Genomic DNA, 13,083 nt, shown 5'->3' on the forward strand with positions numbered 1-13,083 from the left:
GAGACAGAATGGCCCAGAAACCGACCTCCACCGGCCCCTCGCAGCGCCAGCAGCGCGTGGCCGAACTCGTGCGCCACGCGCTGGCCGAGGTGCTGCAGCGCGGCGATATCCAGGATCCGGTGCTCGGCACGCATGTCGTGACCGTGCCGGAGGTGCGGATGTCGCCGGACCTGAAGCTCGCCACGGCCTACGTGATGCCGCTTGGCGGCCTCGACGAGGCGCCGGTGATCGCCGCCCTGGAGCGCCACCGGAAGGTGCTGCGCCAGGAGGTGGCCCGGCGGGTGAACCTGAAATTCGCGCCGGAACTGCGGTTCCGGCGGGACGAGACCTTCGACGAGGCTGCGCGCATCGACCGGCTGCTGCGGGACGAGCGGGTCCAGCGCGACCTCGAGTCCGGGCCCGAGGACGACGAACCGGAGACCGGGACGGGGCATTGAGTCCCGATACCAAGCAGAAAGGGACGGGGCATCGACCCCGGGGGACACGCGGACATGACGGTTTCCATGGAAGATTTTCCGCCGGCCGAGCGCCAGGCTCCCCCGCCGAGCGCTGAGCGCCGCGGGCCGGAGGGGCGCCGTCCGCAGCGCGGGCCGCGTCCGGACCGGCCGAAGCGCCGGGACGTCTCGGGCTGGGTGATCCTCGACAAGCATGTCGGCATGACCTCGACCCACGCGGTCGCGGTGGTGAAGCGCGCCTTCAACGCCAAGAAGGCCGGCCACGCCGGCACCCTCGACCCGCTGGCCTCCGGCATCCTGCCGATCGCCCTCGGCGAGGCGACCAAGACCGTCCCGTTCGTGATGGACGGCCGCAAGGCCTACCGGTTCACCGTCCAGTGGGGCATCGAGACCGACACCGACGATGCCGAGGGGCGTCCCGTCGCGACGAGCGACGCCCGCCCGGACCGGGCGGCGGTCGAGGCGGCGCTGCCGGCCTTCGTGGGCGCGATCGAGCAGGTGCCGCCGCGCTACTCGGCCATCAAGATCCAGGGTGAGCGCGCCTACGACCTCGCCCGCGAGGGCGAGACCGTGGAGCTGGTCGCCCGGCCGGTGCAGATCGACCGGCTCGCCATCGTCGAGCACGACGGCGAGCGCACCGTGATCGAGGCCGAGTGCGGCAAGGGCACCTACGTGCGGGCCCTGGCCCGCGATCTCGGCCGGATGCTCGGCTGCTACGGCCACGTGGCCGCCCTGCGCCGGACCCGCGTCGGACCCTTCTCGGAAGCCGAGGCCTGCTCGGTCTCGGCCCTGACCGACGGCAGCCCCGAGGCGGCCCTCGCCTACCTGCGACCGGTGGAGACGGCCCTCGACGCCATCCCGGAGGTCGCGGTGTCGCGCGATCTGGGCCTGCGCCTGATGCGGGGGCAGTCGGTCATCCTGCGGGGCCGCGACGCCCCGGTGGAGGGCAAGGCCTTCGCGACCTGCGCCGGGATCCTGGTCGCCGTGGGCGACGTGGAGCGCGGCGAGCTGGTCCCGCACCGGGTGTTCCATCTCGGCGGCACGGCCCCTGGCCGCAGCGCCTGACACGCCGGCTCCGCGCCGCCGGAGCGCGCGGAGCCCCGGCCGGTCCAGGCCGGGCTGAGACGAGAGCGCGCAGGCGGAACGAACCTGGGCCGTGACGCTTTGGCCCCGGCGGACGGTCCGGAATGCTGATGCGTGAACTCGACTACGACGTGGCGGTGATCGGTGCCGGGACCGCCGGAATCGCGGCCCATCGCGCCGCGACGGCGGCGGGGGCGCGGTCGGTCCTGATCGAGCGCGGCCCCGGCGGCACGACCTGCGCGCGGGTCGGCTGCATGCCCTCGAAACTCCTGATTGCCGCGGGCACCGCCGCCCACGCGGCCCGCACCGCCGGCCTGTTCGGCATCCGGGTTCCGGACGTCGCGGTGGACGGGCCCGCCGTGCTGCGGCGCCTCCGCGAAGAGCGCGACCGGTTCGTCGGCAGCGTCCTCGAAGGTCTCGACGATCTCCCCGAAGACGAGCGCCTCGGCGGCACGGCGCGGTTCGAGAGCGACCGCACCCTGCTGATCGACGACGCGATCCGGATCCGCTTCCGGGCCGCGGTCATCGCCACGGGCTCGAGCCCGATCGTCCCGGAGCCTCTGCGGGGCCTCGGCGCGGACGTCCTCACCACCGACACGCTCTTCGAGATCCCCGATCTCCCGGCCTCGCTGGCCGTTCTCGGGGCCGGTGCCGTCGGGATCGAGATCGCCCAGGCCATGGCCCGGCTCGGCGTCGCCGTCACGGTCATCGACGCGGGCGACACCGTCGCCGGCCTGACCGAGCCCGATCTCGCCCGGCAGGCCGCCGCGATCTTCGGTTCGGAGATGGATCTTCACCTCGGTGCCGAGGTTCGGGACGCCGTTGCGGACAGCGACGGCGTGCGTCTCGGCTGGGTCGACCGCCACGGTCGCGACCAGGTCACGCGGGCGGCGCGGGTGCTGGCCGCCACCGGCCGTTCTCCGAACCTGGAGCCCCTCGGGCTGGAGGCGACCGGCCTTCGAATCGGCGAGACGGGCGTGCCGGACTTCGACCGGCGCAGCCTCGTCTGCGCCGGGGCACCGATCCTGATCGCCGGCGACGTCGACGGCTGGCGACCGGTGCTGCACGAGGCGAGCCGCCAGGGCACGATCGCGGGCGCCAACGCGGCCGCCCTCGTGGCGGGTCGCCCAGTCGCGACGCCGGAGCCGTGGACGAGCCTCGCGATGGTCTTCACCCATCCCCAGGCGGCGGTGATCGGCGCGCCCTACGACCCGGAGGACGATCGACGGATCGTCGGCGCCCTGGATTTCTCCGACCAGGGGCGCGCCCGCGTGGAGGGACTGAACCGCGGCGGCATGCGGATCTGGGCCGATCGGTCCGGGCGACTGCTCGGGGGCGAGATGCTCGGGCCGGCCGTGGAACACCTCGCACACCTGCTCACGTACGCCGTCGCCGACAAGCAGACGGCCCAGGCCGTGCATGATCGCCCGGTGTACCATCCTACGGTTGAAGAAGGGCTTATCAGTATTATGTCTAAGATCATACAGAGGAGCTGAGGCGTTGATCTTGCTGACATCACTAGCATTGCGCTCGGCCATTTCGGTCGCCATACCGGTCTGAATGAGCCGGTTTCGCTCCTGATGCCGCCCAGCCAGGCCCCCGATACGGACGTCGATCTCGACGTCATCGCGCCGGACGCGCTCGACCGCCTAGACCAGGGCGTGATCGGGCTCGATGCGGCCGGCACCGTCGTGGCCTTCAGCGAGGGCGCGAGCGCGATCTCCGGGCTGTCGCGCGAGGCCGTCCTCGGGCGCGACTATTTCCGCGACGTGATGCCGGGCACCAACGTGCCGAGCTTCCGCGGCCGGTTCCTCGCGGGTGCGCGCCGCGGCGCCCTGGACGAGACCTTCGACTACGTCTTCGGCCGGCTACCGCAGCCGCTCCGGGCTCGGATCCACATGCGACACGGCCAGATCGGCGGCACGCGCCCGGTGACGTGGCTGACCATCGATCCCGTCGAGAGCCTCGGCGCCGACCTGTCGCGCGAGGCCGTGATGGCGGCGATCGGCCGGCGGGTGCGCGCCGAGCCGGTGGATGCCAGCCTCTGCGAGCGCGAGCCGATCCACATCCCGGGCTCGATCCAGCCCAACGCCGTGATGCTCGCGGCCGATGCCGGAACCCTCCTGGTCGCGGCCTACTCGGCCAATGTCGGCGAGATCATCGACCCGATCGAGCCGCCGCTGGCGGGCCGGCCCCTGGCGGACGTGCTTCCGGCGGAGGTCGTCGCGGCGATCCGCGCGCGGCTGGCGAGCGGGACTCTCGAGGATGGCGCCTCCATGCGCCGGACCCTGACCTTCCCGGATCGCGGCGCCTATCACGCCGTCGTCCACGCCCATGCCGGCCGCGTCATCGTCGAGATGGAGCTGGAGCCGGATTCGGCCGACGATTTCGCCACGGCAAGTCAGGTCGATACCGAGCTGGCCGTCGGTCGCCTGCGCGAGGCCGCGACCCTGGCCGAGGCCGCCCGGATCGCGGCTCTCGAGATCCGGGCCCTGACCGGCTTCGAGGCCGTGCTGGTCTACCGCTTCGACCCGGACTGGAACGGCGAGGCCGTGGCCGAGGACAAGGTGCCGGGCTGGTCGCGCAGCCTGCTGGGCCTGCGTTTCCCCGCCTCCGACATTCCCGCCCAGGCCCGGGCCCTCTACACCAAGGCCAAGAGCCGCTTCGTCATCGACCGTGACAGCGTCCCGGTCGGGCTGGTCTCGGCCCCTGGCGCCGGCAACGGCCCGATCGACCTGACTTTCGCCCAGCACCGCACGCTCTCGCCGATCCACCTGGAGTACCAGCGCAACCTCGGCGTGAACGGGTCCATGTCGATCTCGATCATGGTCGAGGGACGGCTGTGGGGCCTGATGATCGGCCACCACCGCCGCCCGCACTACGTCACGCCGGAGACGCGCGCGGCCGCCACGGTGCTCACGGACGCCTTCGCCATGCGGGTGCAGGAGATCGAGTCGCGCCGCCTCTGGGCCGAGCGGCAGGCGCATCTCGACGTCGAGGGGCGCCTCGTGCGCGGCCTGACGCGATCCGACGACTTCGTGGCCGCCCTGACGGCCGGGACGACGACGCTGCTCGACCTGTTCAGCGCCACCGGCGCCGGCATCGTCTCGGGCGAGCGGGTCACGCTGATCGGCCGGACGCCGCCGGCCGAGACGGTGGCGGCGATCGCCAGCTGGCTGCGGGCGCGCGTGCCGGAGGGCGAGGTCGTCTACAGCAGCGACAGCTTCGGCGCCGACTTTCCGGAGGCCGGGCCGCATCGCGAGATCGCCAGCGGCCTGCTCGCGGCCTTCGTGGACGATTCGCGCGAGAACCTGCTGGTGTGGTTCCGGCCCGAGGTGCCCAGCACGGTCACGTGGGGTGGCGACCCGCGCAAGCCCGTGCTTGCCGGAAGCGGTCCCGTGGCGGTGCTGCCCCGCCGCTCGTTCGAGCGCTGGGTCGAGGAGCGCACCGGCTTCGCCGCGCCGTTCGCGGAATGGCAGGTCCAGCTCGCCGGCTCCCTGGCCGAGGCGGTCGAGGGCGTGGTGCTGCGCCAGCGGCGCAAGATCGACGAGCTCACCGGCCTGCTCGCCGAGAAGGAGCGTCTGCTCGAGCAGAAGGACCTGCTCACGCGGGAGATCGACCACCGGGTCAAGAACTCCCTGCAGATCGTCTCGGCCTTCCTGCAGATGCAGCGGCGCCAGATCGCCGACGGCGAGGCCCGGCAGGCCTTCGCCGACACCTCCGCGCGGGTGATGAGCGTCGCGCGGGTGCACGACAGCCTGTACCAGGCGGATCGGTTCGACGAGGTCGATCTCGGCCAGACCATCGAGAGCCTGTGCAACGACCTCGCGGGGCTGGCCGGCGACGGGCACGCGGTCGACCTGTCGGCGGAGCCCGGCCTGATGGTGCCCTACCGCAAGGCCGTGGCGCTCTCGCTGATCGCCACGGAACTCGTCACCAACGCCTTCAAATACGCGGCCAACCCGGCGGGCATCGGCCGCGTCGAGGTCAGAGTCTCGGCCTCCGGCCCCGGCGAGATCCAGCTGCGCGTCTGCGACGACGGGGCCGGCCTGCCCGACGACTGGGCGGACGCCAAGGCGCGGAGCAAGGGCTCCGGCCTGGGCATGAAGCTGATCCGGGCGATGCTCGACCAGATCAACGCCAAGCTCACCGTCGCCAACACTCCCGGCGCCTGCTTCACGATCACCGCGTGAGATCCCGCGACGGCCTGCACGCGCGGCTGCGCGCCGCGACCGATCCGGCCCACCGGGCTCTGGAGGCGTCCCTCGACTGGCAGGCGCGGGTGGCGACGCTCGGCGGCTACCGGGAGCTGCTGGGACGCCTCTACGGCTTCCACGCAGTCTGGGAATCGGCCATCGGGTCCGGGCTCGCCGACGAGCCGTTCCTGGCGCCGCGCCGCCGACTCGCGCTCCTCGCGGCCGACCTCGTCCATCTCGGCCTCCAGCCCGGCGCGGTCGCGGCGCTCCCGAGACCGGCCGCTCCGGTTCTCCGCGGGCCGGCCGCCGCCACGGGCGCGCTCTACGTGCTGGAGGGATCGACCCTCGGCGGGCAGCTGATCGGCCGCCACATCGCCGGCCTGCACGGCTTCTCCGACGCGGGGCTCGCCTATTACCGGGCGCACGGGCCCGCCGCGGGGGCGATGTGGGCCGCCTTCCGCACGCGCCTGGACGCGTTCGGCGACGACCCGGCCGCGGAGGCCGCGCTCACCGGCGCGGCCGTGTCGACCTTCGCGGCGATGCGCGCGTGGCTCTGCCCGGTCCCGGAGCTGCCGGCCGCCGCCTGAGCCGCTCAGGCGGCGCCGAGGGCGTCGCGCTCCGCCGCCAGATGGAGCATCAGCCGCTCGACGAGCCGCCCCGGTGGCCGGCCCGCCGGCCGGAGCAGCAGCGTCTCGATGGGAATCTCGGGCCGGAACGGCCGCAGCACGATGGGCAGCCCGCCGAGCGCCCGTGCCGGGACCGGATCGACGATGGCGGCGCCGAGTCCCTCGGCGACGAGGCCGCAGCGGGCCGCCGTGTACTCGGCCATCAGGGCGAAGCGCGGCGTCGCGCCGGCGCTCGCGAAGGCCGCCTCGGTGGCCGCCTGCACGGGGCTCGACCCGGCCGCGATCAGCGGCACCCCGGCGAGATCCGCCGCCGTGACGGCGCGCCGGCGGGCCAGGGCGTGCCCGCGGGGCAGCGCGCACACGGCCGCGACCCGCAGGAACGGCTCGGCGCTCACCCCGGCATGGCCGGAGCGCGGCCGGGCGAGGCCGAGGTCACACTGGCCTGAGGCGGTCCACGACCAGATCGTGTCGGGGCTGGGGACGTGGACCGAGATGCGCAGATCCGGGCATTCCGCGTCGAGGCGGCGAATGGCGCGCGGCAGCAATCCGGCGGCCAGGGAGGGCTGGCAGGCGACGCGCAATCCGCCGGTGCCGCGCTCGCGGATCCGGCGCGCGGCCTGCTGCAGGTGATCGAGGCCCGCGTAGGTCTGCGCGACCTCCTGGGCGAAGGCCTCGCCCTCCGGGGTCGGGAACGCGTTGCCGTGCCCGCGCACGAACAGCGCGAAGCCGAGGGCCGCCTCCAGCTGCGCGATGGCGCGGCTGATATGGGGCTGCCCGATGCCCAGGACCTCTGCGGCCCGCGTCATGCCGCCGTGGCGCATCACGGCGCGGAAGAGGTCGAGATGTGCGGGGTTCATCATGCCGAAACTGCATGGACGCGGGTCAGCGCGGCATTTGACGGCATCGGCCGGGATGGTTGTCAATGCCGCCCGCCGTCCCGACCCCGAGGCCCGTCCCGCAATGCTCGCCTTCGCGCTCTCCGCCCTGCTCGCCGTGCTGGCGGGCGCCGGCCTCGTCCTGCAGCAGATCCTGAACGCGAATCTCCGCGCGGGCCTCGACTCGGCGTCCTGGGCCGGGGTCTCCAGCTACGCGGTCGGGCTCGCCTGCATGGCGCTCCTCGCCGCCGCCCTGCGCGACCCGGTGCCGACTGTCGGCGTGGCGGAGCGCATCCCGTGGTGGACCTGGAGCGGCGGCCTGTTCGGCGCGGTGTTCATCGGCCTCGCGATCCTGCTGGTCCCGAAGCTCGGCGCCGCGACCTTCTTCGCGCTCCTCGTCACGGGCCAGATGGTCGCCTCGGTGCTGTTCGACCACGCCGGCCTGCTCGGCCTCGCGCAGCGGCCCGTCGACCTGCCGCGCCTCCTGGGGATCGCGCTCCTGATCGGCGGCGTCGTGCTGATCCGCCGCTAGAGCCGTGCCCGATCGCGCTGCAATCGGGCACGGCTCCAAGCCTTTGTCTTGACACGCTCTCTTGCGCCGGACCGGTATCCACTTCGGCGGAGAGCGCTCCAGGGTCGGATCAGGGCGTCTCGGCCAGCAGTCCCTCGACGAAGGGGGCGAGTCCGGTGCGGCGCGCCCGCCGGAGACGCTCGGCCGCCAGGATCCCCTGGAGGGCCCGGAAGGCGTTCTGCAGGTCGTCGTTGACGATGACGTAGTCGTACTCGACCCAGCGCTGGATCTCGGTCCGGGCGTTGGCGAGACGCTTCTCGATCGTCTCGGCGGAATCCTCCGCCCGGCGCTCCAGGCGCTGGCGCAGCTCGGCCATGCTGGGCGGCAGGATGAAGACCGTCACCACGTCCTGGGCGAGCTTGGAGCGCACCTGCCGCGTGCCCTGGTAGTCGATGTCGAAGATCATGTCCCGGCCGGAGCCCAGCACCTTCTCCACCGGCCGACGGGGCGTGCCGTAGAAGTTGCCGTGCACCTCGGCCCATTCGAGCAGATCGTCGCGCTCGCGCAGGTCGTCGAACGCCTCGCGATCGATGAAATGGTAGTGCCGCCCGTCGATCTCCGAGGGGCGCCGCCCCCGCGTGGTCACCGAGATCGACAGGTCGAGCGCCCAGCTCGGATCCTGCGCGATCGCCCGCGTCAGGGTGGTCTTCCCCGCTCCCGAGGGCGAGGAGAGGATCAGGATCAACCCGCGCCGCGCGATCGAGTCGGAGACGCTCCCGGCCGGCTCGGTCATGCGCGTGGCTCCCCGACGTTTCGCATCCGTATCCTCACGTCCCGATCCGGCATCGTGCCCAGCATCGTGCCCAGCATCGTGCCCGGCATCATTCGATGTTCTGCACCTGCTCGCGGAACTGCTCGACCACGGCCTTCAGGTCGAGTCCGATCCGCGACAGGCTGATATCGTTGGCCTTGGCGCACAGGGTGTTGGCCTCGCGGCCGAATTCCTGGGCCAGGAAGTCCAGCCGCCGGCCGATCGCGCCACCGGCCGCCAGCAGGTCCCGGGCGCTCGCCACGTGGGCGCGGAGCCGGTCCAGCTCCTCGCGGACATCCGCCTTGCCGGCGAGCAGCATCGCCTCCTGGTGCAGGCGGTCCGGGTCGAGGCCGCTGCCGCCGAGGGCCGCGACGGCCGCTTCCAGCCGTGCCCGCACGGCCTCGGGCTGGCGGGCCGGGCTCTCCTCGGCCGCCTGGGTCAGCGCGGCGATCCGGTCGACCTGGGCGGTGACGACCTGCTCGAGCTGGCGCCCCTCGGCGCGGCGCGCCTCGACGAGATCCGCGACCAGCTGGACCACGCCCGCGGCCAGGTCCCGGGCGAGGGTGTCGGTGTCGGCCGCCTCGTCCTCGACCTCGATCACGCCGCGCACGCCGAGCAGCCCGTCCATCGTGGCGGGGGCCACGCCCTCGGGGACCGGCACCCGGGCCACCGCCTGGGCGAGGCTCGCCAGGAGCGTCTCGTTGATCCGCACCCGCGCGGTCGTCTCCGGCTTGGTGAGGGTCAGCGTCAACTGGCACTGCCCGCGGGTGAGTGTCTTCTGGAGCGCGGTGCGCGCGGTCTCGCCGAGCCCGTCATAGCCGGCCGGCACGCGGGTGCGCACGTCGAGGCCGCGCCCGTTGACGCTGCGGACCTCCCAGGCCCAGTGCACCGGTCCGGCACTGCCCGCCGTCCGGGCGAAACCGGTCATGCTCGCGATCTGGGTCACGCCGACCCCCGTCCCCGTGAAGATCGGGGCCTGTAGCACGGATCACTCCGGTGGGAAGAGGCCGGTCGCCGCCGTCGCCGCGTCGCGAGGCGCGTCGGGCGCGCGTCGGACGCGCCGCGCGCCCGGCCATCTCGGGCGGCGCCGTGCAGTCGAGCGGCACCCGGCACGCTGTTGGGACCGGTAGGGCCGCCCGCCCGCGAAGCGGGCCCCGTCCGCCGTCGCCCGCGCGGTCGCGGTGGTCACGTTTTCACTTTCGTGTCGCGCGACCGACGTTGCATTCCGCAGTGAAGGTGTGCTCGAAATCCCGCTCGTCTGCACATGAACTCGGATGGCGCATGCCGCGATCAGTATTGGGGAGGACCGCGCTCACGCCGTTCGGGATGTCCGCGCTGGGCGTCGGCATCTGGGAGGATGCGCCGCACACGGGATGCGTGCGCGGGGACGCGACGATGGCGCGGATCTTCGGCCTGACCGAGGCCGAGGCGGCGGACGGCATCACCTGGGAGCAGCTCTCCGCGCTCTTCCACCCGGAGGACCTCGCCCGGGACCAGAGCGAGCGCCGTCGCGTCCGCGAGGAGGGCGGTCTCTTCGCCTGGGAGCACCGCATCGTGCCCGCGCCGGGCGTCGTGCGCTGGGTCCTGGCGCGGGGCCGGTTCGAGCGCCGCGCGGACGGGCACATCTACGGTCGGGGCATCGTGATCGACATCACCGACAGCCGGGTCGACGGCCCGTACGAGCCGCCGGTCGGTTTTCTCGGGGCTCCGACCGAGCCGGGGACCGCCGTCGAGCGGATGGCCGATTACGCGATGCGCCTGTGGGAGCTGGTCGGCGATCTCGGGCCCGGCGAGGCGACGCGGGTGCAGCCGCTGCTCGAAGCGCTGCTCTACGAGCTGGGACGGCAGATCGCGGCCTCGCTGTCGGGCGAGCCGCCAGAGGCGCCGCGGCGCCCGCGGAACCCGCGGGCGCATTGAGGGCGACCCCGACGGCGCCGAAGCCGGCGGCGCGGACCGGCGCCGCTGCCTAGCGGCGGCCCCGCGGCGCCGGTGCCGGCTCGCTCAGGGTCGGGACCGTCTTGGGCGAGCCCAGATCGTAGCTGCGGTTCTTGAGGGGATCGAGGCGGGTGCCCTCGGAGGCGTCGAAGGCGCGCGTGCCCGGCGTGCCGGTATCCAGGGCGAAGGCCGCGTTGGTGTTGATCCCGTTGCCCGCGGGGGCGCCGCCCGGCGCGTAGGCCGAGGCGCGGCCCGGCGTGGTCGAGTCAGGGCTCGGCTCGACCTTGTCGACGGCGTCCGGCGGCGCCTGCCGGCTCTTCTCGACCGCCCGCCAGCGGGCGACGTTGCGCTGGTGCGCCTCGAGGGAATCGGCGAAGGCGTGGCCGCCGGTGCCGTCCGCGACGAAGTACAGGTCCTTGGTCCGGGAGGGGTTGGCCACCGCCTCCAGGGCGGCGCGGCCGGGATTGGCGATCGGCCCCGGCGGCAGGCCCTCGATCACGTAGGTGTTGTAGGGGGTCGGCCGGTCGATCTCGGAGCGCAGGATCCCGCGGCCGAGGGTGCCGCGCCCGCCCACGAGGCCGTAGACGATTGTGGGGTCGGATTGCAGCTTCATCCGCTTGTTGAGGCGGTTGATGAAGACCCCGGCCACCCGGGGCCGCTCATCGGCGCGGCCGGTCTCCTTCTCGACGATGGAGGCGAGGGTCACCATCTCGGCCGGGGTCCGCACCGGCACGTCGGCGCTGCGCCGCAGCCAGATCTGGTTCAGGACCTCGCGCTGCTTGGCCTTCATCAGGTTGACGATCTGCTGCCGGGTGGCGCCGCGCTCGAACTTGTAGGTGTCCGGCAGGAGCGAGCCTTCCGGGGGGATCTCGTTGATCTCGCCGGCGAGCACGTCGTTGTCGTTGAGGCGGGTGACGATCTGCTCGGAGGTCAGGCCCTCCGGGAAGGTGATGGCGTGCTGGACCTGCCGGCCCGTGGCGATTGTGTCGAGCGCGTCGGAGATGCTCGCGTGCGCCTTGAAGACGTACTCGCCCGCCCGCAGCGCCGGCCGGCCGCCGAAGCGGGCGGCGAACTCGAACAGGCCGGTATGGTCGATCACGCCCTCGCGCTTGAGGGTCTCGGCGATCTCGGCCGTCCCGCTGTGGGTCGGGATGACCACGACCTTGTCGGCCGCGAGCGGGCCCGGCTCGCGCACCTGCCGCTGGAACAGCGTGATCCCGATCATCGCCGCGATGGCGATGACGACCGCGAAGGTCAGGGCGCCGCTGATCAGGCCCACGAGGCCGCTCCGCTCGCGCTCGGGCTTCTCCGGCGGCGGGGGCGCGACGGTCGGCTTGATCGCCTCGCCGGGCGAGCGCGGCGACAGCCGCTGCGGCAGGGCGGGCTCGTCCGTCGGATCCTGCGCGGCGGTCTCGGGCGCGGGCGTCTTTGAGCGGCGGAAGAACATCGGGATCCTGTCTGGGCCCGCGCGACCCGTCACGCGTCGCGGGCCGGGATCGGCTGCCCGCAACCGGGTGCGCACGTCGAGGGGCTTAACCCTAGTCGGGTTTGTGGCGAAATTGCCGTTCCGCGGCGCGATAGGCGCCGATCGGCGCGCTCAGCCCGGGGGCTGGCAGGTGGCGCAGTAGAAGGTCGAGCGGTTCGCCTGCACGATGCGGGTGATCGCGCCGGCGCATCCGGGCCGGCTGCAGGGCAGGCCGACCCGGTCGTAGACCCGGAAGGCGTGCTGGAACGCGCCCGCGCTGCCGTCCGTGTGGGCGTAGTCGCGCAGGGTCGAGCCGCCGGCCTTCACGGCCTCCTCGAGGACCTGCACGATCGCCTTGGCCAGGGCGTTGGCTTTGGGCGTCGGGCGCCCGTCCGGCCGGGCGAGGCTCCCGGCCGGCGCCTCCGGATGCAGGCGCGCCCGGTGCAGCGCCTCGCACACGTAGATGTTGCCGAGGCCCGCGATCAGGCGCTGGTCGAGCAGGGCGGCCTTCAGCGGCGCGGTCTTGTGGCGGAAGAGCTGCGCGATCACAGCCCCGGTCAGCCCGTCGAGGGGCTCCACGCCCATCCGGGCGAAGTGGCGGCAGGCCGCGAGCTCCGCGCTCGGGACCAGATCCATGAAGCCGAAGCGGCGGGCGTCGTTGTAGGTCACCGTGGCGCCGGTGCTCATCGCCATGACCACGTGGTCGTGCCGGGGCGTGCCCTGGGCGCCTTCGAGGTAGAAGTCTCCCGGCGACAGGTTGCTGCCGTCGGGCAGAGCCACGTCGAACCGCCCGCTCATGCCGAGATGCATGACCAGCGTCTCGCCCGAGTCGAGGGCGGCGGTGAGGTACTTCGCCCGGCGCGCGAGGCTCGTGACGGTCCGCCCCTCGAGGCGGGCGGCGAAGCGCTCGGGGAACGGGAAGCGCAGGTTGGGCCGGCGCAGGGTGACGCGGCTGAACCGCGCGCCGACCAGGGCGGGCGCCAATCCCCGCCGCACGGTCTCGACCTCGGGAAGCTCCGGCATCGCTCTCGCAGCATCTCCGTGCGCGGCGCTCCGTGCGCCGGATCCGGATATCGGCGGGATCGGTCCGGGCCGCAACCGCGGGGAACCGGCGCGGTTTGCCGCG

The 13,083-nt window shown here is 73.3% G+C and carries 12 protein-coding genes; 7 read left to right on the forward strand and 5 right to left on the reverse strand.

Annotation, left to right across the window (positions count from 1 at the left end; genetic code table 11):
• The first annotated feature begins 8 nt into the window (after window positions 1-8).
• From rbfA to BMY19_RS07745, 5 genes are all read left to right on the forward strand, one after another.
• The gene (gene rbfA / locus BMY19_RS07725; RefSeq protein ID WP_020092715.1) at window positions 9-437 is read left to right on the forward strand and encodes a 30S ribosome-binding factor RbfA; all 429 of its coding nucleotides are present in this window, start codon (window positions 9-11) and stop codon (window positions 435-437) included.
• Window positions 438-503: 66 nt separating this feature from the next.
• Window positions 504-1,520 carry a tRNA pseudouridine(55) synthase TruB gene (truB, locus tag BMY19_RS07730; RefSeq protein WP_244534862.1) on the forward strand — a complete coding sequence of 339 codons (1,017 nt, stop codon included), beginning with the start codon at window positions 504-506 and terminating at the stop codon, window positions 1,518-1,520.
• Window positions 1,521-1,648: 128 nt separating this feature from the next.
• Complete coding sequence (locus BMY19_RS07735) at window positions 1,649-3,034, forward strand: dihydrolipoyl dehydrogenase (RefSeq protein WP_100251471.1); 1,386 nt, start codon at window positions 1,649-1,651, stop codon at window positions 3,032-3,034.
• An 84-nt stretch (window positions 3,035-3,118) separates the two neighbouring features.
• Entirely contained in the window at window positions 3,119-5,731 is a 2,613-nt protein-coding gene (locus BMY19_RS07740; protein ID WP_091679711.1) for a histidine kinase dimerization/phosphoacceptor domain -containing protein, read from the forward strand.
• On the forward strand, window positions 5,728-6,321 hold the full coding sequence (locus BMY19_RS07745) for a biliverdin-producing heme oxygenase (RefSeq protein WP_091679708.1): 594 nt from the start codon (window positions 5,728-5,730) through the stop codon (window positions 6,319-6,321). The genes BMY19_RS07740 and BMY19_RS07745 overlap by 4 nt, the downstream gene beginning before the upstream one ends.
• 5 nt (window positions 6,322-6,326) lie before the next feature.
• On the opposite strand, the gene BMY19_RS07750 is transcribed toward BMY19_RS07745, so the two are convergent.
• On the reverse strand, window positions 6,327-7,220 hold the full coding sequence (locus BMY19_RS07750) for a LysR family transcriptional regulator (RefSeq protein ID WP_100251354.1): 894 nt from the start codon (window positions 7,218-7,220) through the stop codon (window positions 6,327-6,329).
• 100 nt (window positions 7,221-7,320) lie between these two features.
• On the opposite strand from BMY19_RS07750, the gene BMY19_RS07755 reads away from it, so the two are divergent.
• Entirely contained in the window at window positions 7,321-7,767 is a 447-nt protein-coding gene (locus BMY19_RS07755) for a DMT family transporter (protein ID WP_100251355.1), read from the forward strand.
• 109 nt (window positions 7,768-7,876) lie between these two features.
• Here the strand turns inward: BMY19_RS07755 and gmk are convergent, their stop codons facing one another.
• Window positions 7,877-8,539 carry a guanylate kinase gene (gmk, locus tag BMY19_RS07760; RefSeq protein ID WP_056525786.1) on the reverse strand — a complete coding sequence of 221 codons (663 nt, stop codon included), beginning with the start codon at window positions 8,537-8,539 and terminating at the stop codon, window positions 7,877-7,879.
• 88 nt (window positions 8,540-8,627) lie between these two features.
• Entirely contained in the window at window positions 8,628-9,485 is an 858-nt protein-coding gene (locus BMY19_RS07765; protein ID WP_100251472.1) for a YicC/YloC family endoribonuclease, read from the reverse strand.
• A gap of 353 nt (window positions 9,486-9,838) precedes the next feature.
• Between BMY19_RS07765 and BMY19_RS07770 the strand changes: the two genes are divergently transcribed.
• On the forward strand, window positions 9,839-10,474 hold the full coding sequence (locus BMY19_RS07770) for a PAS domain-containing protein (protein ID WP_244526920.1): 636 nt from the start codon (window positions 9,839-9,841) through the stop codon (window positions 10,472-10,474).
• A gap of 49 nt (window positions 10,475-10,523) precedes the next feature.
• Here the strand turns inward: BMY19_RS07770 and mltG are convergent, their stop codons facing one another.
• On the reverse strand, window positions 10,524-11,939 hold the full coding sequence (gene mltG / locus BMY19_RS07775) for an endolytic transglycosylase MltG (protein ID WP_091976715.1): 1,416 nt from the start codon (window positions 11,937-11,939) through the stop codon (window positions 10,524-10,526).
• 150 nt (window positions 11,940-12,089) lie between these two features.
• A complete protein-coding gene (gene mutM, locus BMY19_RS07780) occupies window positions 12,090-12,980 on the reverse strand; it encodes a bifunctional DNA-formamidopyrimidine glycosylase/DNA-(apurinic or apyrimidinic site) lyase (RefSeq protein ID WP_100251356.1) in 891 nt (296 codons plus the stop codon).
• Between the last annotated feature and the right edge of the window lie 103 nt (window positions 12,981-13,083).

The sequence above is a fragment of the Methylobacterium sp. UNC300MFChir4.1 genome, assembly GCF_900110155.1.
Classification (GTDB): domain Bacteria; phylum Pseudomonadota; class Alphaproteobacteria; order Rhizobiales; family Beijerinckiaceae; genus Methylobacterium.

What these genes read in the sequence shown, in the direction of transcription:
- mltG (WP_091976715.1), bottom strand. Translation starts at nt 11,939, where the DNA reads ATGTTCTTCCGCCGCTCAAAGACGCCCGCGCCCGAGACCGCCGCGCAG.
- BMY19_RS07735 (WP_100251471.1), top strand. Translation starts at nt 1,649, where the DNA reads ATGCGTGAACTCGACTACGACGTGGCGGTGATCGGTGCCGGGACCGCC.
- BMY19_RS07770 (WP_244526920.1), top strand. Translation starts at nt 9,839, where the DNA reads ATGCCGCGATCAGTATTGGGGAGGACCGCGCTCACGCCGTTCGGGATG.
- BMY19_RS07765 (WP_100251472.1), bottom strand. Translation starts at nt 9,485, where the DNA reads ATGACCGGTTTCGCCCGGACGGCGGGCAGTGCCGGACCGGTGCACTGG.
- BMY19_RS07740 (WP_091679711.1), top strand. Translation starts at nt 3,119, where the DNA reads ATGCCGCCCAGCCAGGCCCCCGATACGGACGTCGATCTCGACGTCATC.
- mutM (WP_100251356.1), bottom strand. Translation starts at nt 12,980, where the DNA reads ATGCCGGAGCTTCCCGAGGTCGAGACCGTGCGGCGGGGATTGGCGCCC.
- truB (WP_244534862.1), top strand. Translation starts at nt 504, where the DNA reads ATGGAAGATTTTCCGCCGGCCGAGCGCCAGGCTCCCCCGCCGAGCGCT.
- BMY19_RS07755 (WP_100251355.1), top strand. Translation starts at nt 7,321, where the DNA reads ATGCTCGCCTTCGCGCTCTCCGCCCTGCTCGCCGTGCTGGCGGGCGCC.
- gmk (WP_056525786.1), bottom strand. Translation starts at nt 8,539, where the DNA reads ATGACCGAGCCGGCCGGGAGCGTCTCCGACTCGATCGCGCGGCGCGGG.
- BMY19_RS07750 (WP_100251354.1), bottom strand. Translation starts at nt 7,220, where the DNA reads ATGATGAACCCCGCACATCTCGACCTCTTCCGCGCCGTGATGCGCCAC.
- rbfA (WP_020092715.1), top strand. Translation starts at nt 9, where the DNA reads ATGGCCCAGAAACCGACCTCCACCGGCCCCTCGCAGCGCCAGCAGCGC.